Below are 23853 nucleotides of genomic sequence, written 5' to 3'. Positions count from 1 at the left end.
TTTGGGGCGCAGAGTGTTGGTGCCCGTCGTTCCTTCTTGAGTCTAACCAATGATCAATTGTTGCAACGGCAGATGGTTATGCCGATTGATCTGCGCGTTTGGAAAATCTTTCGAATGCTTGAGCGCTAGAGGCGGGAATAGAGATTGATGCCGCGGTCGGTCGCACTGGGCGTCACTCTGTGATCTGCCGGTGGGTGGGCGCGCTGACCGCAATCCATACGCGGACAAATTCTGCAGCCGGTGCCGACGGGGACCGCCTTGCTCTCATCATGCAGATCCATGCCGTCGGCATAAACCATTTCCTTGGCGTGATGGATTGAGCAGCCAAGGCCAATGGAGAGATAGCTGCGCGGCGCATTATAGCGGAACCCGCCTTTGGCGACGGAGCGTGCAATGCAGAAATAGCGCGCTCCGTCGGGCATTTGGCTGATCTGAACATTGATCCGGTCAGGCGCTAGGAAGGCCGCGTAAATGTTCCAGCGGGGACAGGCGCCAGAGTGGCGTGGAATGTGGATGCCCGAAAGCGAGAAGCGCTTCGAGATATTGCCAGCAATGTCAGTACGGACAAGGTGAAGTGGAATGCCACTTGCGCCACGGCGTTGCAGGCTGGTCATGCGCTGACACACCTGCTCGAAGCTGGCGGAAAACCGGCGGGCGATCCGGTCCACGTCGTAGCGATACATTTTGCAGGCGGCTAGAAAAGGTTCGTACGGCATGATGAGCGCGGCAGCGAAATAGGCCGCAAGGACGTTCCGCGCCAGAGTGGGGGCGTCGCCTTCCGGTAAGTTCGCGCGGGCGATAATGCTTTCGATTTCCGGCGCACCAACGTCTTCGCCCAAGTGATGGGCCGTCAGAAACAGCGACGTTTCAGCGGGAAGGAGGTCGGATAGGAACAGTGTCCGTCCGTCAAAACGGCGTGCCACCCCCGCAGGAAGCGATGAGAGGCGCGTCTCCCGGCCCATAACGTTAAAGAGATAGGCCTTCAATCCGGCGGCGAAATCGTCGTCCATCGCATCAATGTCAGCGCGAACGCGTTCAGCAGCATCCTCCAAATCAGGGAAGTGATTGGCGGCCTCTTGGAGGAAATCTGAGATGGCCTCCGTTGCGGCGTGGAAGGGGATGCCCTCCGCCTGAGGCATGGGGGAGGGATGTTGCCTGAGATCGCGGAAACGGTCGTAGAGCTGCAGCATGGCTCGCGCGGCCGCGGGGTTGGATTGGGCGAAGTCGCGGATTTCGAGATTGGTGACATCACTATCGGCGAAAAACTCGTCGCCAAAGGCCTCCATCAGGTCGCCGACCAAGCGGCCCTCGTCATTGTCGACCAGCTCACCAGGTTCAATGCCAAGATGCCCGGCAATCGAGAACAGCAGCGGGACGGTAATTTTACGGCGATTGTGCTCGATGAGGTTGAGATAGCTTGAGGAAATGCCCAGCGTGTCGGCCAGATCGCTCTGGCTAATTTTCTTGCTGCGCCGGAGGCGTTTTATCCGAGCGCCGACTTGTTGGCCTATATCCATATTCTGCTCCTCGATTTACAGAATTTACAAAACAGACGCCCGGATTTGACAAGGTTTTACAGCTTAACAGCGCTGAATTGCTATATTTCTTGCATACTGATCGATGTTGTCAAATATTTACATCAACACGAGGAGAGATAAATGCAGCCGCAGCAAAATGACCGCGATGAGTATGTCACCATCTTCGCTAACAGCGCCGCAGATGCCATGGCCCAATATTGGGCGCGGGGGATGGACCGGCAGGGATATCTCATCGCCGGACGGATAGGCCCCCACGAAATCCGCTCGTCGGATGGGTGTGAGGTGTTCTCAAGCCAGGGCCTCGTCGCCGCCACTTTTAGCCGGCGCGTCGCCAGCTAACGCCAACCACACCCAACATATGAAATCGGCCGCACCGTTGCTTGAGCAACGCTCGCCCCGTCACGTCTTGAGGAGGACAAACCATGCTCGATAAGCCCCATAAGCCCGAACAATTCCCAGCCCCAGATTATGCGCCAAACCGGTGGGATAATATTGCGCGCAGCTACACTCGTGCCGATGTTGCCCGATTGTCTGGCTCGCTGCCGATCCGGCATACGCTGGCAGAAAATGGGGCCAAGCGCCTTTGGGAACTGCTGCAGAAGGAAGACTATGTGCCAACCCTGGGCACGTTCACCGGCAATCAGGCGGTGCAGCAGGTGAAGGCGGGGATCAAGGCGATCTACCTATCGGGCTGGCAGGTCGCGGCGGACGCCAATTCGTCGGGCAATATGTATCCGGACCAGAGCCTTTATCCCGTCGATAGCGTTCCGAGCGTCGTGCGCCGTATCAACAAGGCTTTGCAGCGCGCCGATCAGATCCAGACCATGGAGCAATCTGACGGCATCTCGACCACCGATTTGGACTTTTTCGTACCGATCATTGCGGACGCAGAAGCCGGGTTTGGCGGCCCACTCAATGTTTTCGAACTGATGAAGGCGATGATCGAGGCGGGTGCTGCAGCGGTTCATTTTGAGGACCAACTGGCCTCCGAAAAGAAGTGCGGGCACTTGGGGGGCAAAGTTTTGGTGCCGACCAGCCAATTTATTCGCACGCTCAACGCGGCGCGCCTCGCGGCTGACGTCATGGACGTGCCCACGCTCATCATGGCTCGCACGGACGCGGAAGCGGCGCGCCTGATCACATCCAACATCGATGACTATGACGCGCCATTCGTGACCGATGAGCGGACCGCAGAAGGCTTCTATGTGCTGAAGGGGGGCATCGACGCGGCGATTGCACGGGGTATCGCTTATGCGCCCTATGCAGATCTGATCTGGTGCGAAACCTCAACGCCGAGCCTTGATGAGGCACGCAAGTTTGCTGAGGCGGTGCGCAAAGTGCATCCCAACCAGATGCTGGCCTATAATTGTTCGCCGAGCTTTAACTGGGCCAAGCACATGGGTGAGAGTGCTATGGCGAGCTTCCAGCGGGAGATCGCGGCCATGGGGTATAAGTATCAATTCATCACGCTGGCCGGTTTCCACAACCTCAGCCTGACGACCTTCAATCTCACACGGGACTATTTGGCCGACGGCATGGCGGGATACTCGCGCTTGCAGCAGGCCGAATTTGCCGCCGAGAAGCATGGGTTTTCCGCCGTGCGGCATCAGCGCGAAGTGGGCACGGGTTACTTTGATGCCGTTTCAATGGCGGTGAGCGGCGGCAAGAGCGCAACCACGGCCATGTCCGCCTCCACAGAGACTGCGCAGTTCCATTAAAGTACTGGCGTCAGAAACACATATTCAAACGCACGGCGGCGACGCTGTGCGTTTTTGTTTGGTCATGCTGCTGGGGAGTTTGGAGCGGGTGAAGGGAATCGAACCCTCGTATTCAGCTTGGGAAGCTGCTGCTCTACCATTGAGCTACACCCGCATAACGGGACTAAATGCGGGAAAACGTGGGCCTCGTCAAGGCACGGATACAGACGATTAACTGAGTTCGTTGCTATTGCTCCCAAATGCATGTGGCATGAAGTATCCCGCACTTGCCCATGCGTTTTTAAGAGTGCAAGAACCCTAACACTGCTTCATGTCCGGCTAACTGCTGCGCAAAACCCTGCGTGGTTTCAGTCTCTTGTGTGTTTCTCGCACAAAGATACCAGTTTGCTTCGAATTGAGCTCCGATTTGTAATGGCGCATGCCTCGCTGCACTGTCTGCGAAGCGTCTGCCACTAGCCAAGGCCGGTCATATGGCAATTGTGGACTTCTTTTTCCATCAGCATGAGCCCGGACTGATCGTCCTAGCGGCCGTGGTATGCCTGATATCGGCCTATACCTGTATGGGGCTGCTCCGGCATGCCAAGCGTGCGGCCGATAAAAAACGTCCGATTTGGATCGCTATCGCTGCGCTCACAGTGGGCTTCGGCATTTGGACCACCCATTTCGTCGCTATGGTCGCGTTCAAGCCGGGCTTTGAGATCGTCTATGACATTGCGCTGACGCTGATCTCGCTGCTGATTGCGATCGTTGTGTGTGGGGCGGGAATTTACGTCACGACTCGTGGCAATACGCGGTGGGATCATGCTCTCGGCGGTGCTGTCGTGGGCTTGGCCATATCCGTCATGCATTACACCGGCATCAGTGCTTCTTTGATGGAAGGAAGCCTGCTCTGGGATCACCAACTGGTCGGATTGTCGATATTAGCGGGCCTCGTGCTGAGCGCGGTGGCGTTTGTGGTGGCAAGCTCCGGGGGCAGTTTATCGGTTCCGCTTGGGGCTATTGTGCTGACGCTGGCCATTTGCGCCGTGCATTTCACGGGCATGGCTGCGGCTGACTTTTCGCTCTGCGGGCCGGTCGAAGGCGCCGGCGAGCTTGATGGCTTTATGCTCTCGCTCATCATTGCCTTGATCTCGGCAGTGTTGGTCGGCGTGGCGGTGGCGAGCATGGTTTTGGAGAACGCTCATTTTCGACGGGTGGCCCGCGAGAACGAGAGGGAGCAGAGGGACGCTAACCGCATCGGCGAAGTGTCTAAGACGCTGCACTTGGCCATGACGAATATGGCGCAAGGTCTGGGTTTCTTTGACGCGAAGGGCGCCTTGCAGCTCTACAATGAGCGGCTCAAGGAAATGCTGATGATCGACCCGCGCTACGATTTGACCGGTGCCGATCTGCGTGAGTTGTGCCGCCTGTCCTTGGTGAGCAATAACGAGCCTGAAGAAAATATTGAGGCCCGGGTCGAGACGTTCCACGCTGAGCATAGCAGATTGGTCAAAGAAGGTGGCCAGATCGAACACCAGCTTGGGGCGGGTCGTGTGCTGCGGGTTTCTCATAGCCCAGTTGGAGATGGATCTTGGGTCAGCACCATTGACGACGTGACCGAGCGCTATAATTCCGAGCGGGCGATAGCACATATGGCCCGTCATGACGTGCTCACGGGTCTGCCCAATCGAAGCCGTTTCGACGAGCAGTTCGAAGCCATGATGGCGACTGCCGACGAGAAGAAAACCAAGCTTGCCGTTGTCGCCATCGATCTCGACCGCTTCAAGGAGGTCAACGATATTCATGGCCATGCCGCGGGCGATATGGTGCTCGAGCAACTGGCCAAGCGGCTGAACGACGTGCTCCGCGACGGAGAAGTGGTCGCCAGAATTGGTGGCGATGAATTCTCGGCCCTCAAACTCTTTAGCACGATGGAAGGGTTGCGCGAGTTCCTCGGGCGTCTGGACGGGGCATTGCATACGCGTATTGAGGCGGATGATCTCAACCTGAGCACAGGCGCGAGTATTGGTGTCGCAATTTACCCCGATGACGGTGAGGATCGCTCAAAACTGCTGAGCAATGCCGATCTTGCCATGTATCGCGCCAAGGGCGAGTTCGATCACCACATTTGCTATTATGAACGTGAGATGGATGAGCTGGCGCGCGAGCGACGCGAGATGGGCCGCGACATCTGGACAGCGCTCGAAACCAACGGTTTTTACCTGGCCTATCAGGTGCAAAAGTCTGTGTTGACGGGCGACGTCACCGGCTATGAGGTTTTGCTGCGTTGGGTTCGACCCGGCTATGGACAGGTGGCGCCAGCCGATTTCATTCCTGTTGCCGAGGAATGCGGCGCCATCAATGGGATCGGGGCGTGGGTGCTGCGCGCTGCCTGCGCTGACGCTGCAGCTTGGCCGCAGCCGCACAAAATTGCCGTCAACGTCTCAGCCATTCAGCTGGGCAGTTTTGATCTCATCGACACGGTAAAACAAGTTCTGGACGACACTGGCCTCGACCCCAAGCGCTTGGAGTTGGAAGTGACCGAAACGGCAATTATCGCCGACAAGTCTCGCGCCCTCCACATCCTGACCGCGATCCGTGCTATGGGCGTTTCGATTGCAATCGATGATTTTGGGACCGGCTATTCGTCCTTGGATACGCTGCGCTCGTTCCCGTTCGATAAGATCAAACTCGATCGGTCGTTCATGAATGAGGTCGAGCAGAACGAGCAGTCCAAGGCAATCGTACGGGCCATTCTCGCATTGGGCCGCAGCCTTTCCGTGCCGGTTTTGGCTGAAGGCGTGGAGACCCCGGCGCAGCTTGAGGTGCTGCGCCTCGAAGGGTGCAATGAAGCGCAAGGCTTCTTCCTTGGCCGCCCCGGCTTTATCGCCTGGGAAGACGCGGTCGGAACGGCAGCTCAATAGTCAGACGTCAGGATAAGGCCGGAAGTGTTTTGACAGTTTGAGGGTCTGGGCTTGGTAATTCGAGCCCAGATCACGGCCATAAAGGCGCTCGGGCTTTTCGGCCAGTTCCTCATAAATCAACCGGCCAATGATTTGGCCGTGGTTGAGAAGGAACGGCACTTCGCGGCTCCGGACTTCCAGAACAGCGCGGCTGCCTGTGCCGCCGGCAATGGAATTGCCAAAGCCGGGATCAAAAAAGCCTGCGTAATGGACGCGGAATTCGCCAACCAGCGGGTCAAACGGCACCATTTCGGCCGCGTGCGTGGGCGGGACATGCACCGCCTCGTGACTGACGAGGATGTAGAACTCTTCAGGATCGAGAATGAGCTCGTCGCGCTGGCGCGAATACAGCGGCTCCCAGAAATCGAGCACGTCGAGCGCGCCCTTCTTATCCACGTCGATCACCGCGGTGTGACGCTTGGAGCGGAAGCCAATCAGCCCGTTTCGGCCTTCACCGAGCAGGTCAATGGACAACGCCACGCCGTCGCCTACTGGCAATTGCTCGTCGATCACCAAAGTGTGCTCGGCGTGTAGTTTGCGGTGTTGTTCTACGTTGAGGCGGCTGTCCCCACAGCGGAACCGCATTTGGCTCAGGCGCGAGCCACTGCGGACCAATACCGGGAAGGTGCGCGGACTGATTTCGAGATAAAGCGGGCCGGTATAGCCAGCGGGCACTTGATCAAAGCCTTGAGCATAATTGGCGATGACGCGTGTGAAGATGTCGAGCCGACCAGTCGAGCTTTTCGGATTGGCCGAGGCGCTGACGGTGTCGGGTAAATCAAGCGTTTCATCGAGCGGCACGAGATAGACGCAGCCGCGCTCCAGCACAGCGCCCTCACTCAAGTCGATCTGGTGAAGTTTTAGCGCTTCGATACGCTCGGCCACAGTGTGCAGCGGACCCGGCAAGAAGCTCGATCGCACGCGATAGGCTGTTTTGCCTAAGCGCAGATCGAGGCTGGCGGGCTGAACCTGATCGGCGTCAAATGGGCTCGAAACACTAATCGCACCTTCGGCGTGCAGCTTTTCGATCAGTCGGGCCGGAAAGACCCCGGTGGGCCAAGGTTCGCTCATTCGCACGCTCATTTTGTTTTCTGTGTTCTCCTAGCAAACCCGAGGAATTGACGCCACAGCGCTGATGCCGTTTAATCTCGGCTGTGGTGATTTGGCCGGTCGCTTGCAGCCACATGAAACAAATCGCTAAGGACCGTTTGGGATCCGGCCGCCCTATGCGAGCCGGTTTTTCTGTTTAAAGGCGCTGAAATGTCTAGAGACCACAATCCCCTCCTCGATCCAAGCAAGCAGTCGGCAGCGACGCGGCTGGTCCATGGTGGCGGTAAGCGCACAGATTTCAATGAAACCAGTGAAGCGCTGTTTCTGAACTCCGGCTATTCCTACCCCAACTCCCAGCACGCCGAAGATTTGTTCCTCAACAAATTCCCTGGCCATAATTACTCGCGTTTCGCTAACCCGACCGTCGACATGTTCCAAGAGCGTATGGCGCTTCTGGAAGGCGCGGAAGCGGGCCGCGCTTTTGCGTCGGGCATGGCCGCTGTGACCAATGCGGTGATGAGCCAAGTACGCGCTGGCGATCATATCGTTGCCGCGCAAGCTCTTTTTGGCGGCTGCCGTTTCGTTGTTGAAGACTACGCCCCACGTTTTGGCGTGGAATCGACGCTGGTCGATGGTCGCGATCCGGAAAACTTTGCGCGTGCGATGCGCCCGAACACCAAGGTGGTGTTTATCGAAACGCCAACCAATCCAACTTTGGAACTGGTTGATATCAAGGCTGTCGCTGAAATCGCTCACGCGCATGGCGCTAAGCTGATTGTGGACAATGTGTTCGCCACAGCGCTTTACCAGAACCCGCTGACCCTTGGCGCAGATCTCGTCACCTATTCGGCGACCAAGCACATCGATGGGCAGGGCCGCGTTCTGGGTGGCATCGTGTTGGGCAGCAAGGAAATCATTGAAGGTGACGTGCACACCTTCTTACGCCAGACAGGCGCAACGCTGAGCGCGTTCAACGCTTGGGTTATGCTCAAAGGTCTTGAAACTTATGCGTTGCGTGTCGAACGCATGACCGACAGTGCGGAAAAGATTGCGGCAGCGCTTGCAGACCATCCTAAGGTCAATCACGTGATCTATCCGCATCACCCAAGCCACCCGCAATATGAGCTGGGCAAGAGCCAGATGAAGCGCGGGTCTTCGCTGCTTGCGATCGACGTCAAGAACGGTCAGGACGGCGCATTTGCCTTCTGCGATAGTCTCGCTGTGGCGCTGATTTCCAACAATCTGGGCGACGCCAAATCGCTCATTACCCACCCGCGCACGACCACCCATGCGCGACTGACCGAAGAGGTTCGCCTCTCGACTGGTGTGACGCCGGGTCTGGTGCGGTTGTCGGTTGGCCTTGAAGATCCTGATGATCTGATTGCCGACCTTATGTATGGCCTCGACCAGGTTTAAGTGATCATGCCGAGGCGGGGGATGCGCAGCAGAGCAGGGCAATGGGTTGGGTGTTTCGCGCTCGGCCTGTTCGCCGCTTTCTTGGTAAGCCCCGCCTCGGCGCAATTATTGCCAAATCACGCCGATGCCGATGCGCGTGAAATCTTGCCCGATTTGCAGCCGGTTCCGGCTATACGGTTTCTAACAACGACAGATTTTCCCCCCTTCAACTTCCGCGACAGCGCGGGGGAGGTCGTTGGGTACAATATTGATCTGGCGCGACGGATCTGTACCGAGATCGACATCGCCTGCACCATACAGGCGTGGCCGTGGGATCAGGTCGTGTCGGCCTTGGAGGACAATCAGGGTGATGCTGTTATCGCTGGTGTCGCGATGACGCCAGAGACCGCGGGCGCGATTGATTTTTCAGCGATCTATCTGGCTTTGCCGGGACGGTTCGTCACGCGTGCCGAAGACGTCGACGGCTTTGACCAAAATGCTTTGGCAGCGCTCAAAGTTGGTGTGCGCGACGGTAGCGCCCATGACGCGTTTTTGAATCAGTATTTTCCAACAGCCGCACGCGTCGCTTTTGCCTCGGAAGGGGAGGCGCTTGCAGCGCTCGCGGCAAGCGAGGTCAAAGCCTATTTCGGCGACGCCATGCGCGCGGCCTTCTGGCTCAACGATAACCCCGCCTGCTGTAATTTTGCCAGCGAGCCGTATTTCCGTCCCAACCAGTTTGGCGAAGGTCTGGCCGTGGGTGTGCGCGCCGGACAGGACAAAATCCGACATGCCATTGATTGGGCGTTGGTGCGCCTCAAGGACAATGGCACGCTTGATGAGCTCTATCTGCGTTGGTTCCCTGTTGGGTTCTACTAATCAGGCAGTCTGCGGTGCCGGGCGCGGGCGGCCACTTCGATTGCGGCGGTGGTGAGGCGATCTAGCGTCAGGCGATCGCGCAGCATTTCCAAGAACCGCAGCTCTTCCTGTTCCAACTGAAGATCGACAGCGGTGACCTCAACGGCGAGTGCGTAAGCCGTGTCCTGCAGTTTTGTCGGGATAGCCAAGAGCGCCTTGTCGAGCGCGAGGTCCAGTCCATCGTCGCTATTGAGCACATCAGCACAGTCATTGGCGACGTCGGTGAGGCGGGTGCGATCAAACCCGGCAAAAACCGGCAAGCGACCGACAAGGGCTTCGATCCGGTTCAATTCCCGCTCAGTGATTGTGGCATCCGAGGATGCAGCAATGATCATAATGTGAATAAGCGCATCCTGAATGGGCGACGGCATAAATGGCCTCCTGAGATCGTTGCGCACAAAACTAGGTGCGGTTCGGTCGATCTGCAACCACCTGCGTCATTGACGCGGCGCAGATAGAGTGCAACACACCAAGCCTTATCGTTCCCCGTGTTTTCGAAAGGCCACAATCCCTGTGTCGCCCGCCGCTTTACCTCCACTTGACCCCGATTTCTTCGAGCCCGCACAGACGGCTCGCGCTTGGCCCTTCGAAGAGGCCCGTAAACTGGTCAAACGGTTGGAAAAATCGGGCAAAGGGGAAGCCCTTTTTGAGACCGGTTATGGCCCCTCGGGCCTGCCGCATATCGGCACCTTTGGCGAAGTCGCGCGTACCACCATGGTGCGTACTGCGTTCCGCCTGCTGACCCGTGACCAAATCCCAACCCGTCTGCTGTGCTTCTCCGACGACATGGACGGCATGCGCAAGATTCCGGACACCGTGCCTTCCAAGGAAGCCATGGAGCCGCATCTGCAAAAGCCGCTGACGGCGGTGCCTGATCCGTGGACCAACGAATACAACAGCTTTGGCGAGCACAATAACGCCATGCTGCGTCGTTTCCTCGACACCTTCGGGTTCGACTACGAATTCGCCAGCGCCACCGACTATTACAAGTCCGGCAAGTTTGACGAAGTGCTGCTGCGCGCGGCTGAACGCTATGATGATATCATGGGCGTTATGCTGCCGAGCCTTGGCGCGGAACGCCAGGCAACCTATTCGCCATTCCTACCGATCTCGCCAATTTCGGGCCGCGTGCTTTACGTGCCGATGAAGGAAGTCGATGCCCAGAATGGCACCGTGACCTTCACCGATGAAGATGGTCGTGACACGACCGTCTCGATCAAGGGCGGTAACGTTAAGCTCCAGTGGAAGCCGGACTTCGGTATGCGCTGGGCCGCCCTCGGCGTCGACTTTGAAATGTTCGGCAAGGACCACCAGACCAATCAGCACATCTACGACAAGATCTGCGCGATCCTCGGTGGCACGCCTCCAGAACACTATGTGTACGAGCTGTTCCTGGATTCCGAAGGCCAGAAAATCTCGAAGTCAAAGGGCAATGGCCTGACCATCGACGAATGGCTGACCTATGCGCCGACCGAGAGCCTCGGGCTCTACATGTTCCAGAAGCCGCGCGTCGCTAAGCGTCTGCACTTTGATGTCATCCCGCGCGCCGTGGATGAATATGCGCAGTTCGTTGCTGCCTTCGAAAAGCAGGATGCGGCCGCACGCGTTGAAAACCCGGCGTTCCATGTCCACTACGGCGATGTGCCGAAGATCGACATGCCGATCACTTTCGCACTGCTGCTCAATCTGGCAACGGCTTCCAATCCGGAAACGCCAGAAGTCATGTGGGGCTATATCTCGGCCTATGCACCGGGCGTTTCGGCGGCAACCCATCCGCATCTCGATGCGCTGGTTGGCTACGCCATGGCCTACTTCCGCGACTTCGTGAAGAAGAACTATCGCGCGCCAGACGATGTCGAACGCGCAGCGCTCGAAGCTGTTTCGGCAGCTTTCGCCGAACTTCCTGCGGACTCTTCCAACGAAGACATCCAGAACGCAGCTCTCGACGTTGCTCGCAACATCGAGCGCTATCAGGATCATACGAAGAAGGGGCCAACTGGCGGTCCCGGCGTATCGGGCGACTTCTTCCAGATGCTCTATCAGGTGCTGATCGGCCAGGAACGCGGTCCGCGCTTCGGCTCGTTTGCAGCGCTCTATGGCATTGAGAACACCCGCAAGCTGATCGGCCGCGCTCTCGCAGGCGAACTGCAGAGCTAGGCCCTCGACTTGCAACACCAATCAACGCGCTCGGGTCAAACGATCCGGGCGCGTTTTTTATTGGCTGGCCCAGATGATGCGGGCGATCCAATCGATGTCTTTGAGCTCGAACACGCGGGGCGGATAGTTTGGATTGGCTGAATGCAGCTCCAACTGCTTAGCGGATTGCCGGTGGAGGATTTTTGCCATGACCTCCCCATCATGGGTGCGCACGACAACGCGGTCCCCACGACGGACCTGCTCGGTCGGTGAGACGACAACCCGGTCTCCCTCACGATAGACGGGCTCCATGCTATCGCCATGAATTTCAAGGGCATAGATGCCGCGCTCGGTGGAGACAGGAAGCTCGACTTCGTCCCAGTTTCGGCCCGCAGGGAAACCAGCGCTATCGAAGAAACCGCCTGTTCCCGCTTGCGCTAGGCCGAGCAGGGGGATGACGGCTGGGGGCGGTTCGGCAAAACCGGCATGCTGGCTGTACGAGCCGGAGCCGTTCTCAAAACTGTCGAGCGTTTCGCCAGTCGCCTCAAGGATTTTGGCAATGCTTTCAGTGGATGGCCAGCGTTCGCGACCGTCTTTGCTGACCCGTTTCGAGACATTGAAAGCGGTCGCATCAAGTCCGGCCATTTTCGCGAGAGCGGACACCGAGAGACCATGACGCCGCGCCAGCGAGTCGATCCCATCCCAGATAGTGCGATGTGTGACCATCAGCGTGCCCTCACAGGACATTGGTCTTATGCCAAGAATTGTGTCCTAGGCTAATCCGGCTCTGAGGCCTTGTAAAGTGGGCGTTTCCCCGCTACCCCGGCACGAACTCCCCCGCGTACGAGCCCCCAAATGTCCCAAGTCAGTCCGAACCCCGAGTTCATTTATAAAGTCGCGACGGAGCAGTCTTATGCTCCTTCCAGAGCGACGGGTTCCTATGCCGGGATGCCGATTGATGCAAGCGATGGCTATATGCATTTTTCGACAATTGATCAGCTCAAAGAAACGCTTAGCCGTCACTTCCGTGGGCAATCAGGGCTCGTGCTTCTGGCCATTCGGACTGCCGATCTCGCCGGGTCGAACCTTGTTTGGGAGCCTTCTCGTGGGGGCGCTCTATTCCCCCATCTTTATAATCGCCCGCTGCCGCTCAGTGCCGTTGCTTGGGAAGCGACCATCAGCGTTGATAGCGAAGGCAATACCGAACTGCCGGAGGCTGCACAGTGATCCTTTCTGCTTTTTCTCCCTTGTTGCGCAGTAAGTTACTCTCAAATTTGACGCTTGATGCGCTGATGAAGATGGACCCGGAAACGGCCCATGGCGCGACGATCACTGCGCTGCGCATGGGACTTTCGCCCCAGCAGCAGGGCCCTGACGCGCCAGAATTGGCGACGGATTTGTGTGGCCTTAAGCTCACGAACCCGATCGGCATGGCCGCTGGTTTTGATAAGAATGCCGAGGTGCCACGGCAGTTGGCGCTTTTGGGTTTTGGAATGACCGAAATCGGTACGGTGACGCCGCGCCCACAGGCGGGCAACCCAAAGCCACGCCTTTTCCGCGTGACCGAAGCGCAGGGTGTGATCAACCGTATGGGCTTTAATAACGAGGGGCACGATGTGGCCTTTGAGAGGCTCAGGAGTGTCCAAGTGCCGGCATCTTTGGGCGTCAACATTGGCGCGAACAAGGATAGCGAGGACTTCGTGGCCGATTACGTGCTCGGGGTGAACCGCTTCGCCGAACTGGCTGACTATCTCACCGTCAATATCTCCTCGCCCAACACACCGGGTCTGAGAAACTTGCAAACGGACGAAGCGCTGACCCGTCTTTTAGGTGAAGTGCTCGATGCGCGCGCCAAGGCGAAAAAGCGCGTGCCAGTCTTGCTCAAAATTGCCCCCGATCTGGATGAGACGGCGATGGACGCGATTGCCCGGGTTATTCTGGCGACCGATCTCGATGGCGTTATTGTCTCCAATACAACCATCGGTCGTGATCCTGTGGCGGGCATGAGCAATGCCACAGAGATGGGTGGGCTTTCGGGCAAGCCGCTCTTCCCACTGGCAACGCAGCGCCTTGCGCAGATGCGTCAGCGTGTTGGCGATCTGCCTCTGGTGGGTGTTGGCGGGATCCATGACGCGCAGACCGCGCTGGCCAAGTTTGAAGCTGGTGCCAATGCGATCCAGCTCTATTCGGCGATGGTCTTTGGCGGGCTTGATCTGCTCGACCGGATCAAGGCGGGCTTGGTGAGCGAAGTCCGGAAAGCTGGAAAGAAGAACATTTCCGAGTTCGTCGGCACTAAGACGAGTGATTGGGCGGCTGGTCGCCTTTAAGCGACCAGCTCCAGATTTGCGATTTTACGAGGCGGGGCTGAAAAGCTCCGCCTTTCGCTTTTCGATGGCGAAGAAATAGATGAGGCCACGGGCAACGAACCAGAGGTGCAAAGCGCCCCATAGGCCCCAGTTGCCGATGAGCGGCTGCAAGATCACGGCGGCAGCGCCAAAGACCACCAGAGAGGCCAGCATGCCGTTGCGCATGACGACGTTCTGGGTCGTGCCCACCAGAATGCCGTCATAAACGAAGGCGGGCATAAAGGTGATGGTGCAAGCAGCGGCTATCGGTAGATAGTGCAGCGCATAGGCCTGAACATCGGGGTTGGTGGTCATAAAGCCGATGACCCATGGCCCCGATAGGTACCACGCCAGGCCCAGCACCAGAGAAATGCTAAAACCCCAGAGCATGGAGAGCTTGTAGGCGCTGTCAAAAGCTGGACGCCAATTGGCCCCCACGGCTTTGCCTGCAAGCTGTTCGGCCGACTGGGCAATGCCATCGAGGAAATAGGCGATGACCATGAGCAGGTTGAGAAGGACCGCATTGGCCGCGAGGGGGATTTCGCCCATGCGAGTGCCTTGGGCCGCAAACCACCCATAAGCACTCATCAAGGCAACGGAGCGGATGGTGATGTCGCGGCTGAGGCCAAACATGCGTTTGACCGCAACGCCATCGCTCAACTCGCCCGGCGCAATGCGGCTAATGAGGGCACCGATCCCGCCATAATATTTGACCAGAATGGAGAGACCAACCGTGGCGGCAATCGCCTGACCGATAACCGTGCCAAAGGCCGCACCGGGCACGCCCCAGCCGAAGCCGTGAACGAAGAGGACGGAAAGCGTGATGTCGATCAGGTGCAGCAGCAGTTGCAACATCATGCCGGTCTTGGCTGAGGCGCGGCCATAGAACCAACCAAGAAGCGCGTAATTGATCAGCGAGAAGGGTGCAGACCAGATGCGCCAGTAGAAATAGTCAGACAGCGCTGCAGCGACCGGGGCCTCAGGCGCGAGGCTGGTCATCCCGACCCACAGAATGGCCGGTGATACAACGATCATGAAAAGGCCTATGCCGACGCCCAAAATGAGCGAACGCGACACATGCAAAAGCCCGTCTCGCGGGTCCTTGGCGCCGATGGACTGAGCGACCAGGCCAGCTGTGCCAATGCGCAGGAAATAGGCCAGGGAAAACAGGAAGTCGAAGAGCAGTGCGCCCAACACGAGACCGCCCAGCATGGCCGCATCGCCCAAGCGACCGATTACGGCAATGTCGACGAGACCTACGAGTGGTTCGGTGATGAAGGCAATACAGGCGGGCAGGGCAATCGCCCACACGTCGCGGTGGCGAACGGTGAACGGATGTTGGGGGCGGGCAGACATTGTAGAACTCAATAGTTGAGCGTCTGCCCTATCAGGCCGAAGTGGGCCCTGTCACCCTACTGCGACACGTTGAGTTCGATTACGAGATCCGCGCGGTCACGCGTCTTATCGACGAGGTCAAAGTTTGGCAGATCATTGCGCTCAATGTGGGCGCGATTGCGCTCTTCGGTGAAGAGCCCTTCTTCGCCGTGGCGTCTGAGGAGGCGCGCTTTAACCAGCTCGCGATCGACGTGGATGAAGACCGAATAATCGAGAAGATCGCGCACTGCCGACCACGGCGCATCGCCGAGCAGCAAATAATTGCCCTCGATGATGAGGGTGTGAACCTCCGGTGGCACTGTGAATGCCTTGTCCACCGTGTCTTCAATCTTGCGACTATAGCCGGGGACGTCGACACATTCCGTTGCCGTTTTGAGATCGGACAGGAATGAGACGAAGGCTGCGCCTTCGAATGTATGGGGTGCGCCTTTGCGGTCTTCTAGTCCCTGCGAAACGATCTTGGCGTGTTTCATATGGAAGCCATCCATAGGAACAAGCGCTGACGTGCCCGGTTGGGTCGCATTGAGCGCGGCTACGACTTGAGCCGCGATGGTTGATTTGCCTGCACCGGGACCGCCAACAAAGCCGACGGCGATCCGCTTGCCCTGGGCCTCACCCTGCATATTATGGATATGCTGAACCAACCGCTCTATTGTTAGCTGCGGCGTGAGGTGGAGCGTATCGACCATATTTAGCGCGCTTTCGTGAGCCTGATGATGAGCCAGATCGGGACGACGACCGCCGCACCGGTGATAATGTAGGCGACAACCTGTCGCACTAACCCGCCACTATCGCGCAGCGCATCTTCAATCAAGCCCACAATGCTGTTGAACAGATCGGCAGCGTTAAAACCGAACATGGTCATGAAGAAGCCAGCCAGCGCGGACAGGAGCACAAGCTTGATCGCAACAGATAGCGGCCGACCACCAAGCAAGCGCTCCAGACCGGAACGCGCGTAGGGGGAAGAGTCTTCTGTCATAATGCCACTCCGTTTGGCTTGGATGTCGGCATCATATAGGGTTTTCTTTGCTTTGCAGTAGGTGCTCTTTGCCAAGTTTTGCGACATTTGCCATGCAGTGGTCACAGTTCTGGGAATTCACCGGAACCCGTTTCGGGGGCGGAGAGGCTGATAGTGACTAAAACACAGCTCCCCTCGCTCATTGAAAATTGGTTCTCCACGCGAGGTTGGTCCCCGCGCCAGCACCAAATGGATGTGTTGGAAAGCTATCAATCCGGCGCGTCGCAATTGCTTATTGCGCCCACCGGTGCCGGTAAAACTTTAGCGGGTTTTTTGCCGAGCCTCGTCGAATTGGTCGATGGGCGGTTTGACGGGCTGCATACGCTCTACATTTCGCCACTCAAAGCGCTGGCTGTGGACGTGCAGCGCAACCTCTCGACGCCCATTGCCGAGATGGGGCTGCCCATCACAGTGGAAGCGCGCACCGGCGATACATCGGCCGCCAAACGCGCGCGGCAGAGGGCGAAACCGCCCCACATCATGCTCACGACACCCGAGCAATTGGCGCTGCTGATTTCTCATCCGCATGCGGACCTGATGTTTGGGGCCCTCAAGCGCGTGGTGCTCGATGAACTGCATGCTCTGGTGACGAGCAAGCGCGGGGAGCTTTTATCCCTCGGCCTATCGCGGCTGGCCATGCTCTCGCCCGATCTGCGCATCACGGCACTCAGCGCGACGGTGGCGCGCCCTGATTTGCTGCGTGATTGGATTGCGCAACCAACGCAGGGGCGGCGGACGGACCTTTTGCATATGAAAGGCGGAGCCGCACCCGAGCTTAGAATTTTGGAGACCGAAGAGCGCCTGCCGTGGGCGGGACACTCGGCGGCCTATGCGCGAGGTGAGCTTTACGAGATCATCAAGCGGCACAAGACGACGCTTCTCTTCGTCAATACGCGCTCGCAAGCCGAAATGCTGTTTCAAGGCATGTGGGACATTAACGAGGAGATGTTGCCCATTGCCCTGCACCACGGGTCGCTGTCGGTCGAGCAGCGCCGCAAGGTGGAAGCGGCTATGGCCGAAGGCAAGCTCAAGGCGGTGGTGTGTACCTCAACGCTCGATCTGGGCATCGACTGGGGCGACGTCGATCTGGTGGTGCAAGTGGGGGCGCCAAAGGGGTCTTCGCGTATGCTGCAGCGGATTGGCCGCGCCAATCATAGGCTCGATGATCCGTCGAAAGCCTTGCTGGTGCCGTCCAACCGTTTTGAAGTGTTGGAATGCGAGGCGGCGGTGGAGGCCGTCAGTGAAGGGCAGCAAGACAGCGAGGACCCGCATCCCGGTGGCTATGATGTGTTGGCCCAGCATGTGTTGGGCATGGCATGTGCAGAGCCGTTTTTGGCGGATGATCTTTATGCAGAAATACTGACCGCTTGGCCCTATCGCGAGCTGACGCGTGTTCTGTTTGATCGCATTCTCGATTTCGTCGCGACGGGTGGCTATGCCCTGCGCGCCTATGAGCGCTATGCGCGGCTGCGGCAAGCAGAGGATGGGCGCTGGCGCATTTCTCATCCTCAGATCGCGCAACAATACCGCCTCAACATCGGCACCATCATTGAAGAGCCGATGGTGCGCGTCAGGCTCATTCGCGCGCGCGGATTGAAAAAGGGAAAATCTACCGGGCCAATTGGGGCAGGGGGGCGCGTGCTGGGGGAAATGGAGGAATATTTCTTCGGCACGCTGCTGCCGGGGGACACGTTCATCTTCTCGGGCGAAGTGCTGGCCTTTGAGGGCATGAAGGACAATGAGGCTTTCGTCTCTCGGTCCTTCGATAAAGACCCCAAGGTGCCAAGCTATAATGGGGGACGGTTTCCGCTGACGACCTATCTGGCGTCGCGTGTCCGCCGCATCATGGATAGTCCGGATGAGTGGCATAAGCTGCCCGCGCAAGTGGGCGAGTGGCTGACCCTGCAGAAGGAGGTGTCGGTCCTGCCCAAACGAGACAGCCTGCTGGTGGAGACGTTTCCGCGCGGGGCGCAGAACTATCTGGTGTGTTATCCCTTTGAGGGACGATTGGCCCATCAAACCTTGGGCATGCTCCTAACCCGACGCCTCGAACGCATGCGGGCGCGGCCTTTGGGGTTTGTGGCGTCAGAATATTCGTTGGCGATTTGGGGACTGGGTGATCTTTCGGCGTTGATCCGCACGGGACGGCTTTCGCTTGATGAGCTGTTCGACGAGGACATGCTGGGGGATGACCTCGAATCCTGGCTCGATGAAAGCGCGCTGATGAAGCGGACGTTCCGCAACTGCGCCATTATCGCGGGGCTGATCGAGCGGCGGCATCCGGGCAAGGAAAAGACCGGCCGGCAGATCACCATGAGCGCGGATCTGATTTACGACGTGCTCTATCAGCACGAGCCGGACCACATTCTTATTCAAGCGACGCGCCACGACGCAGCGCGGGGGCTTTTGGACATTGAGCGTCTGGGGCAGATGCTGACGCGTGTACGCTCGCACATCGTGCATAAGCCGCTTGAGCGGGTTTCGCCGCTGGCAGTGCCGATCCTTTTGGACATTGGCAAGGAGCCAATTTTTGGGGAGGGGCGTGAAAGTGCTATGGCGGAGGCGGCCAACGAGCTGCTCGAGGAGGCGCTGGGCGTAATCAAAGATTAGGGCGAGGGAACTTTGTTCTCCCTCGCCCTTGGTGTTTAGGCGCCGAGATCGGCCAGAATGGTTTGGGCAGCGCGTAGGCTCAGTGCGGCGATGGTCAGCGTTGGATTGGCCGTTGCAGAGGTTGGGAAGACTGCAGAACCGGCAATGAAGAGGTTCTTGTGGTCGTGGCTGCGCAGGTGCTGGTCGACGACTGAGGTCTTTGGATCGGTCCCCATGCGGCAGGTGCCGATGATGTGGCCTGAGCCATTAAAATCGTCGGCGTGATGCACTTCCGTGGTGCCCAAAGCATCGAAGATGTCTTGGTGCGCCTTGGCGGCAGCTTCGAGCCCGGCCTTCACATAGCTATCAACCGAATAGGTGATTTGCGGCAGCGGCACGCCGTATTTGTCTTTTTCGGTCGGGTGCAGCGTAATGCGGTTTTCGGGATCGGGCAGTTGCTCGACCAGCGAGGCGAGGCGCACATGGCGCGAGGCTTCGGCCTTGAGAGCCTTATCGAGTTCGGCGCCGCGAAGGCCTTTTTCGACGAGCGCTGAAACCGTGCTGATCGGCGCGCCTGTGGGCCAGGAGTGGCCGTCATTGCCAATTTCGATGCGGAAGGCACCACGATCGGACCGGAATTCGCCAACGCCGACGTTCTCAATGCCGGAGGTGGAGAGCGGTCCGCGGTAAGGCCAGACGGGATCATTGGAGCGGGCCCAGCTCAATTGGCTGGGGTGATCCATGAGGTTGCGGCCAACCTGATCGGAGCTATTAGCAACGCCGTTCGGCGTGTGAGCGCTGACCGAATTAAGCAGAAGACGCGGGGTTTCCATGGCGTGAGCGGCGATAACATAGAGCTTGCCAGTGGCTTTGCCAGTATTGCCATCGCGCAGCATAAAGTGAACGGCGACAACATTGCCATCCGCATCGGTTTCAACCGAGGTTGCGGTGGTCGCCGGGTGAAGGGTCGCGCCTTTGGCGACGGCTTTTTGCACATGGACCGTGGCATCATATTTCGCCTGTACCGGGCAGACGGGAATGCAGCTGGCCGATCCGCAGCAACCGGGGCGATCATCACGATCAACCGAATTGCGGGCCTGTGGCGTGGGCGTTACGTCGTAGATTGAGCCTGCGAGCTTTTCCTTGAAGACCTTGTCGAGATAGGTCGGGGGAATGGCGGGCATGGGGAAGTCGGTGGAGCGGTGTGCCGATGGCGGGGAACCTGCCGCGCCGGACACGCCAAGCTCATCTTCAGCGCGGGCATAGTAGCTTTCGAGCTCGTCATAGCTGACGGGCCAATCAACGCCCTTGCCGTGCTTGCTGGCGAGCTGGAAGTCATCTGGGGCCATGCGAATGGCAGTGCCGAGCCAATGCCACGTCGTGCCGCCCACGGCCTTGATATAGGTGCTCTTGAACTTATCTGCGCCGTTCTGGCGGTAGTAATAGTCCATGTTCCACGAGAGGGGATGATCGGCATCGGGGCCGACCGGATAGGCGGACTCTGGAGTTTTAATGGCGGCTGCCTGGAAGGTGTCGACGGCGGTGGCGCGATCAACCTCGTCGCCCGCTTCGAGGATAGCAACGCTCACGCCCTTGCCAGCAAGCTGATCGGCGATGAGGGCCCCAGCAACGCCCGAACCAACGATGATGACGTCTGCGGAAATATCGGCCATGGCTTATGCCTCCCCTTCTGGCACTTGCGACCAATACCCAGTTTCCCCGCCGCACCAGCCCATTGGCTTGGTGAAGTCGAGGGCTTCCCACATCAGTGCGTCGGTATAGGCGACAACCGCTTCGCCATCGGCGGTTTGGTGGACGCCGGAATACCAGCCGGTGATGATGCGGTTTTCGAGGGTATTGTCGACGGTTCCGGAGATCAGCTGCGCAAGCGCTGTGTCCTGACCATCGGCCACGAGGGCATCGAGATAGCTTTGCCCATAATCGCCGACGAGGCTTGCTCCATCACGATCCAGAAGCTTACCCGACAGGGTCAGGAACTGATCGAGCGTAATGGGTTCTGCTGCCAAGATTGCTTGGCTGAAGAGGAGGGCGAGCGCTGTCCCACCAGTCCAAGCAAGCATTTGCCGGCGGGTGATCCCACCGGGTGTAATTGTCTTAGTCATGGCGCACCTCAACTGGCCAAAATTTACAAATCATATGCACGTCAATGTGTTAACCGAGGACTGAGACCTCACGTCAATTTGCATAGATAGCAGCGGGGCGCGACATTTGCCGAACTTCGGTGACGCCATCGAATCTGCTACATTGAGACAACGCTTAGACATCGAACAATTTCCCTTGGTCTGTTGAATTACGCTGCCCCCACGATTGCGATGACGGAGACGCCGATTTTGCGTTTCGCTGGCCACACTTTTGAGCCGCTTCCTTCGGGTGGGCTCTATTGGCATGCGCGCAAGACTTTGCTGGTGGCGGACCTGCATTTCGAGAAAATGGCGAGCTTTGCGCGGCGCGGGCAGATGCTGCCGCCCTATGATACCGGCATGACGCTCACCCGGTTAGAGGCCGATATTGCGCATGTGGGGGCGCAGCGGCTGGTGTCGCTTGGCGATAGTTTCCATCGTGCCGACTCGGCGCAGTTGCTGTTGGGCGCTGACCGGGCGCGGCTCGACGCTATTGGCCAGACCGTTGAGTGTTTCTGGCTCTCCGGCAATCACGATCCTGAGCCGCACGGGATCGGCGGGGTGTCGCTTGAGGAGTTGGAAATGGATGGTTTGGTGTTCACCCACCATCCGCGCAAGGGGCGGCCCGGAATGATCGCTGGGCACTTGCATCCGGCGGCACGGGTGGCGATGGCCGGACGGACACAACGAAAACCCTGTTTCGTGCATGATAATCGTCTGATGATCCTGCCTGCCTATGGCAGTTCAACCGGGGCAATCAATATTTTATCGGCGGCCTTTGAGGGTCTGTTTGATTGGCCCTCGGTAGAAGTGACCATGCTTGGACGCGACCGTACTTATCCGGTGCCGACAAAGCGTCTTGTCGCCGGTTAACGGCGGAACAGTACGCCACCCAGCCAGCCGGTAAAGAGGGCGAGGAAGACGCAGGCGATGCCGTAGAGCAGTGGGTATTGCACGGCCGATAGCGCGACGAACCGTTCAAAGTCGATCTTGCGGACGGCAAAGCCTTCTGACTTGCGGGCGACCACTTGGCCGTCCTTGAACACATAGGTCTGGGCGATATAGGGGCCGGGCGGGGCGCTGCTGGGCAGCTGGAGCTGGGCCGAATAGAAATTATCCGACATGAAGACGACGCCGTTCTCCTGCACGCCGAAGAGCCCTTCTTCGGACATGAGCCGGATCAATTCGCGACCGAAATTGAGGGTTTTTAGAAAACCCGCGCGGTTCGGCACCAGAGCGTAGGACTCAGGCAGAATGGCATTTTGGTTGAGGGTGACGATGTCGGTAATATCGAGCAAGCGCTTGCTGGAGAGCACGTGGAAATAGCTCGGGAAGTTTTTGAACTCGACCTGTTCGGTGTTGATCCAGAACCCAAAATTATTGGTCATCTTGCGCGAGACGCGATCCTGAGTTGGCCCCAGAATAACGATGGCGACTTGATAGGAGCCACTCACAGTGTTGGTGGGCGCGCCAATGTCGGGAGCGATGGTCCCATAAAAGGTGAGACGTTCGCCCGAAAAGCTCGACGTGATCTGAATGGTGTCGTTGGAAATGCCCGAGATGAGGCGTTCAGCCTGCGCTGGGACAACCATCAACACCGCAAGGACAAGCGCGAGGAGCCTGATCATCGGATCGTGCTCGTTACGGCCATGGAATAGGGGTCGCCCGGCGTCAGGATGAGCGCCAGGCCAAAGCGGATCGCGACGGCGAGGATGAGGAGCGCGAGGAGCCCGCGCAATTGTTCTCCGCGCAGATGCTTGCCCGCTGCTGCGCCGAACTGTGCGCCAGCTGTGCCGCCGACCATGAGGCAAAAGGCGAGAAGGATATCAACGCTCTGACTTTGTACGGCATGCATGATGGTGGTTGCACCCATCATGGCCACAACCTGCGCCAGCGAGGTGCCGATGACAACATTGCCCGGAACGCGCAGCAGATAGACCAGCGCCGGAACCATAATGAAGCCGCCACCGATGCCCAGAAGCGAGCCAACAAAGCCAACGAAAACGCCGATGACAAGGACTGGGATGACGCTGATGTAGAGGCGGCTCTTCTTGAAGCGCACGCGCCAGGGCAGACCATGCATCCATGTGTGCTGGTGGGCCTGACGTTGCCCCACGACAACACCCTTTCGGCGCTTGAGAATGGCACGCACGCTTTCTTGCAGCATCAAAGTGCCGACAAAGCCCAAGAGGATTAAGAAGCCGAGAGAGATGACCAGATCAAGCTGGCCACTGGCCCGGAGCACGGAAAAGACCGCTACGCCACCAAAGGCCCCCAAGATACTCGAACAGATGAGGTAGAAGGCGAGATGCAGGTCGATACCGCCGCGTCGATAATGGCTGAGTGCGCCGGAAGTGGAGGCCGCGACCACCTGTCCGGTCACGGAAGCAACGGCGACTGCGGACGGAACACCGGAAAAGATCAGCAGGGGCGTGAGAAGGAAACCGCCGCCAACGCCGAACAATCCAGACAAAAAGCCAACGGCCCCTCCGATCCCGACAAGAAAGAAGAGGCTCACGGAAAGCTCTGCGATCGGCAGATAGATCTGCAAGATCTGGTCCCGTCATGTTGTGTTCGGGACTATCCTAAGGGGACGTCTGTCAACAGAAAGGTAAGAGCCAGTAAAATCGAGCATAAAAACTTACAGCCTCATCCGGTGAGGACGAGGCTG

General features: G+C 58.3%; 21 protein-coding genes, 1 tRNA gene and 1 riboswitch. Of the genes, 10 read left to right on the top strand and 12 right to left on the bottom strand.

Going from position 1 to position 23853, the window contains the following annotated elements:
* Positions 1-125: 125 nt before the first annotated feature.
* Entirely contained in the window at positions 126-1517 is a 1392-nt protein-coding gene (locus HKD40_RS12890) for a helix-turn-helix transcriptional regulator (protein ID WP_169196182.1), read from the bottom strand.
* A gap of 141 nt (positions 1518-1658) precedes the next feature.
* Here HKD40_RS12890 and HKD40_RS12885 point away from each other — a divergent pair, with 141 nt between their 5' ends.
* On the top strand, positions 1659-1877 hold the full coding sequence (locus tag HKD40_RS12885) for a hypothetical protein (RefSeq protein WP_169196181.1): 219 nt from the start codon (positions 1659-1661) through the stop codon (positions 1875-1877).
* An 83-nt stretch (positions 1878-1960) separates the two neighbouring features.
* A complete protein-coding gene (aceA, locus tag HKD40_RS12880) occupies positions 1961-3256 on the top strand; it encodes an isocitrate lyase (RefSeq protein WP_169196180.1) in 1296 nt (431 codons plus the stop codon).
* An 80-nt stretch (positions 3257-3336) separates the two neighbouring features.
* On the opposite strand, the gene HKD40_RS12875 is transcribed toward aceA, so the two are convergent.
* Positions 3337-3410, bottom strand: a tRNA-Gly gene (locus tag HKD40_RS12875).
* Between the two features lie 316 nt (positions 3411-3726).
* Here HKD40_RS12875 and HKD40_RS12870 point away from each other — a divergent pair.
* Positions 3727-6159 (top strand): EAL domain-containing protein, encoded by a 2433-nt coding sequence (locus tag HKD40_RS12870; RefSeq protein ID WP_169196179.1) that lies wholly within the window; start codon positions 3727-3729, stop codon positions 6157-6159.
* Here the strand turns inward: HKD40_RS12870 and HKD40_RS12865 are convergent, their stop codons facing one another.
* On the bottom strand, positions 6160-7269 hold the full coding sequence (locus HKD40_RS12865; protein WP_169196178.1) for a 2'-deoxycytidine 5'-triphosphate deaminase: 1110 nt from the start codon (positions 7267-7269) through the stop codon (positions 6160-6162). It abuts the gene before it with no gap.
* A 73-nt stretch (positions 7270-7342) separates the two neighbouring features.
* A riboswitch (SAM riboswitch) is annotated at positions 7343-7417 on the top strand.
* Positions 7418-7458: 41 nt separating this feature from the next.
* Here HKD40_RS12865 and metZ point away from each other — a divergent pair.
* Both metZ and HKD40_RS12855 read left to right on the top strand, forming a co-directional pair.
* The gene (gene metZ / locus HKD40_RS12860; protein ID WP_169196177.1) at positions 7459-8664 is read left to right on the top strand and encodes an O-succinylhomoserine sulfhydrylase; all 1206 of its coding nucleotides are present in this window, start codon (positions 7459-7461) and stop codon (positions 8662-8664) included.
* 21 nt (positions 8665-8685) lie between these two features.
* Positions 8686-9519 carry a transporter substrate-binding domain-containing protein gene (locus HKD40_RS12855; RefSeq protein WP_169196176.1) on the top strand — a complete coding sequence of 278 codons (834 nt, stop codon included), beginning with the start codon at positions 8686-8688 and terminating at the stop codon, positions 9517-9519.
* Here the strand turns inward: HKD40_RS12855 and HKD40_RS12850 are convergent.
* Positions 9516-9929 carry a tellurite resistance TerB family protein gene (locus tag HKD40_RS12850; RefSeq protein ID WP_169196175.1) on the bottom strand — a complete coding sequence of 138 codons (414 nt, stop codon included), beginning with the start codon at positions 9927-9929 and terminating at the stop codon, positions 9516-9518. The genes HKD40_RS12855 and HKD40_RS12850 overlap by 4 nt on opposite strands.
* 142 nt (positions 9930-10071) lie before the next feature.
* On the opposite strand from HKD40_RS12850, the gene HKD40_RS12845 reads away from it, so the two are divergent.
* On the top strand, positions 10072-11715 hold the full coding sequence (locus tag HKD40_RS12845) for a lysine--tRNA ligase (protein WP_169196174.1): 1644 nt from the start codon (positions 10072-10074) through the stop codon (positions 11713-11715).
* Positions 11716-11772: 57 nt separating this feature from the next.
* Here the strand turns inward: HKD40_RS12845 and HKD40_RS12840 are convergent, their stop codons facing one another.
* Positions 11773-12420 (bottom strand): helix-turn-helix transcriptional regulator, encoded by a 648-nt coding sequence (locus HKD40_RS12840; protein ID WP_169196173.1) that lies wholly within the window; start codon positions 12418-12420, stop codon positions 11773-11775.
* Positions 12421-12549: 129 nt separating this feature from the next.
* Between HKD40_RS12840 and HKD40_RS12835 the strand changes: the two genes are divergently transcribed.
* Entirely contained in the window at positions 12550-12921 is a 372-nt protein-coding gene (locus HKD40_RS12835; protein ID WP_169196172.1) for a DUF952 domain-containing protein, read from the top strand.
* Complete coding sequence (locus tag HKD40_RS12830; protein ID WP_349236812.1) at positions 12918-14021, top strand: quinone-dependent dihydroorotate dehydrogenase; 1104 nt, start codon at positions 12918-12920, stop codon at positions 14019-14021. Before HKD40_RS12835 ends, HKD40_RS12830 begins: the two co-directional genes overlap by 4 nt.
* A 24-nt stretch (positions 14022-14045) precedes the next feature.
* Here HKD40_RS12830 and HKD40_RS12825 read toward each other — a convergent pair whose 3' ends face one another.
* The 3 genes from HKD40_RS12825 to HKD40_RS12815 are packed head-to-tail and all read right to left on the bottom strand — an operon-like array spanning position 14046 to position 16413.
* Positions 14046-15395, bottom strand: a complete 1350-nt coding sequence (locus HKD40_RS12825) for an MATE family efflux transporter (RefSeq protein WP_169196170.1) — start codon at positions 15393-15395, stop codon at positions 14046-14048.
* A 56-nt stretch (positions 15396-15451) separates the two neighbouring features.
* Positions 15452-16123, bottom strand: coding sequence for a nucleoside/nucleotide kinase family protein (locus HKD40_RS12820; RefSeq protein WP_169196169.1), 672 nt, complete (start codon positions 16121-16123; stop codon positions 15452-15454).
* Between the two features lie 2 nt (positions 16124-16125).
* Positions 16126-16413 carry a DUF6460 domain-containing protein gene (locus HKD40_RS12815; protein ID WP_169196168.1) on the bottom strand — a complete coding sequence of 96 codons (288 nt, stop codon included), beginning with the start codon at positions 16411-16413 and terminating at the stop codon, positions 16126-16128.
* Positions 16414-16566: 153 nt separating this feature from the next.
* On the opposite strand from HKD40_RS12815, the gene HKD40_RS12810 reads away from it, so the two are divergent.
* Positions 16567-19062: a ligase-associated DNA damage response DEXH box helicase gene (locus tag HKD40_RS12810; protein WP_349236811.1), complete on the top strand. Its 2496-nt coding sequence runs from the start codon at positions 16567-16569 to the stop codon at positions 19060-19062.
* A 35-nt stretch (positions 19063-19097) separates the two neighbouring features.
* Here the strand turns inward: HKD40_RS12810 and HKD40_RS12805 are convergent, their stop codons facing one another.
* Positions 19098-20714 (bottom strand): GMC family oxidoreductase, encoded by a 1617-nt coding sequence (locus HKD40_RS12805; RefSeq protein ID WP_169196167.1) that lies wholly within the window; start codon positions 20712-20714, stop codon positions 19098-19100.
* A gap of 3 nt (positions 20715-20717) precedes the next feature.
* Positions 20718-21164 carry a sugar dehydrogenase complex small subunit gene (locus HKD40_RS12800; protein ID WP_169196166.1) on the bottom strand — a complete coding sequence of 149 codons (447 nt, stop codon included), beginning with the start codon at positions 21162-21164 and terminating at the stop codon, positions 20718-20720.
* A 210-nt stretch (positions 21165-21374) separates the two neighbouring features.
* Here HKD40_RS12800 and pdeM point away from each other — a divergent pair, with 210 nt between their 5' ends.
* Positions 21375-22055 carry a ligase-associated DNA damage response endonuclease PdeM gene (pdeM, locus tag HKD40_RS12795; RefSeq protein ID WP_169196165.1) on the top strand — a complete coding sequence of 227 codons (681 nt, stop codon included), beginning with the start codon at positions 21375-21377 and terminating at the stop codon, positions 22053-22055.
* Here the strand turns inward: pdeM and HKD40_RS12790 are convergent.
* Both HKD40_RS12790 and HKD40_RS12785 read right to left on the bottom strand, forming a co-directional pair.
* Positions 22052-22810: a TIGR02186 family protein gene (locus HKD40_RS12790; RefSeq protein ID WP_169196164.1), complete on the bottom strand. Its 759-nt coding sequence runs from the start codon at positions 22808-22810 to the stop codon at positions 22052-22054. The genes pdeM and HKD40_RS12790 overlap by 4 nt on opposite strands.
* Positions 22807-23733: a sulfite exporter TauE/SafE family protein gene (locus HKD40_RS12785; RefSeq protein WP_169196163.1), complete on the bottom strand. Its 927-nt coding sequence runs from the start codon at positions 23731-23733 to the stop codon at positions 22807-22809. The genes HKD40_RS12790 and HKD40_RS12785 overlap by 4 nt, the downstream gene beginning before the upstream one ends.
* Positions 23734-23853: the final 120 nt, after the last annotated feature.

The sequence above is a fragment of the Devosia sp. MC1541 genome (assembly GCF_012847305.1).
Classification (GTDB): domain Bacteria; phylum Pseudomonadota; class Alphaproteobacteria; order Rhizobiales; family Devosiaceae; genus Devosia.
This window is presented reverse-complemented; position numbering and strand designations above follow the sequence as displayed.

Coding starts and splice junctions, on each gene's coding strand:
- HKD40_RS12870 (WP_169196179.1), top strand. CDS start 3,727: ATGGCAATTGTGGACTTCTTTTTCCATCAGCATGAGCCCGGACTGATC.
- HKD40_RS12840 (WP_169196173.1), bottom strand. CDS start 12,420: ATGGTCACACATCGCACTATCTGGGATGGGATCGACTCGCTGGCGCGG.
- HKD40_RS12790 (WP_169196164.1), bottom strand. CDS start 22,810: ATGATCAGGCTCCTCGCGCTTGTCCTTGCGGTGTTGATGGTTGTCCCA.
- pdeM (WP_169196165.1), top strand. CDS start 21,375: ATGACGGAGACGCCGATTTTGCGTTTCGCTGGCCACACTTTTGAGCCG.
- HKD40_RS12800 (WP_169196166.1), bottom strand. CDS start 21,164: ATGACTAAGACAATTACACCCGGTGGGATCACCCGCCGGCAAATGCTT.
- HKD40_RS12820 (WP_169196169.1), bottom strand. CDS start 16,123: ATGGTCGATACGCTCCACCTCACGCCGCAGCTAACAATAGAGCGGTTG.
- HKD40_RS12865 (WP_169196178.1), bottom strand. CDS start 7,269: ATGAGCGAACCTTGGCCCACCGGGGTCTTTCCGGCCCGACTGATCGAA.
- HKD40_RS12885 (WP_169196181.1), top strand. CDS start 1,659: ATGCAGCCGCAGCAAAATGACCGCGATGAGTATGTCACCATCTTCGCT.
- HKD40_RS12815 (WP_169196168.1), bottom strand. CDS start 16,413: ATGACAGAAGACTCTTCCCCCTACGCGCGTTCCGGTCTGGAGCGCTTG.
- HKD40_RS12825 (WP_169196170.1), bottom strand. CDS start 15,395: ATGTCTGCCCGCCCCCAACATCCGTTCACCGTTCGCCACCGCGACGTG.
- HKD40_RS12835 (WP_169196172.1), top strand. CDS start 12,550: ATGTCCCAAGTCAGTCCGAACCCCGAGTTCATTTATAAAGTCGCGACG.
- aceA (WP_169196180.1), top strand. CDS start 1,961: ATGCTCGATAAGCCCCATAAGCCCGAACAATTCCCAGCCCCAGATTAT.
- metZ (WP_169196177.1), top strand. CDS start 7,459: ATGTCTAGAGACCACAATCCCCTCCTCGATCCAAGCAAGCAGTCGGCA.
- HKD40_RS12855 (WP_169196176.1), top strand. CDS start 8,686: ATGCGCAGCAGAGCAGGGCAATGGGTTGGGTGTTTCGCGCTCGGCCTG.
- HKD40_RS12805 (WP_169196167.1), bottom strand. CDS start 20,714: ATGGCCGATATTTCCGCAGACGTCATCATCGTTGGTTCGGGCGTTGCT.
- HKD40_RS12850 (WP_169196175.1), bottom strand. CDS start 9,929: ATGCCGTCGCCCATTCAGGATGCGCTTATTCACATTATGATCATTGCT.
- HKD40_RS12890 (WP_169196182.1), bottom strand. CDS start 1,517: ATGGATATAGGCCAACAAGTCGGCGCTCGGATAAAACGCCTCCGGCGC.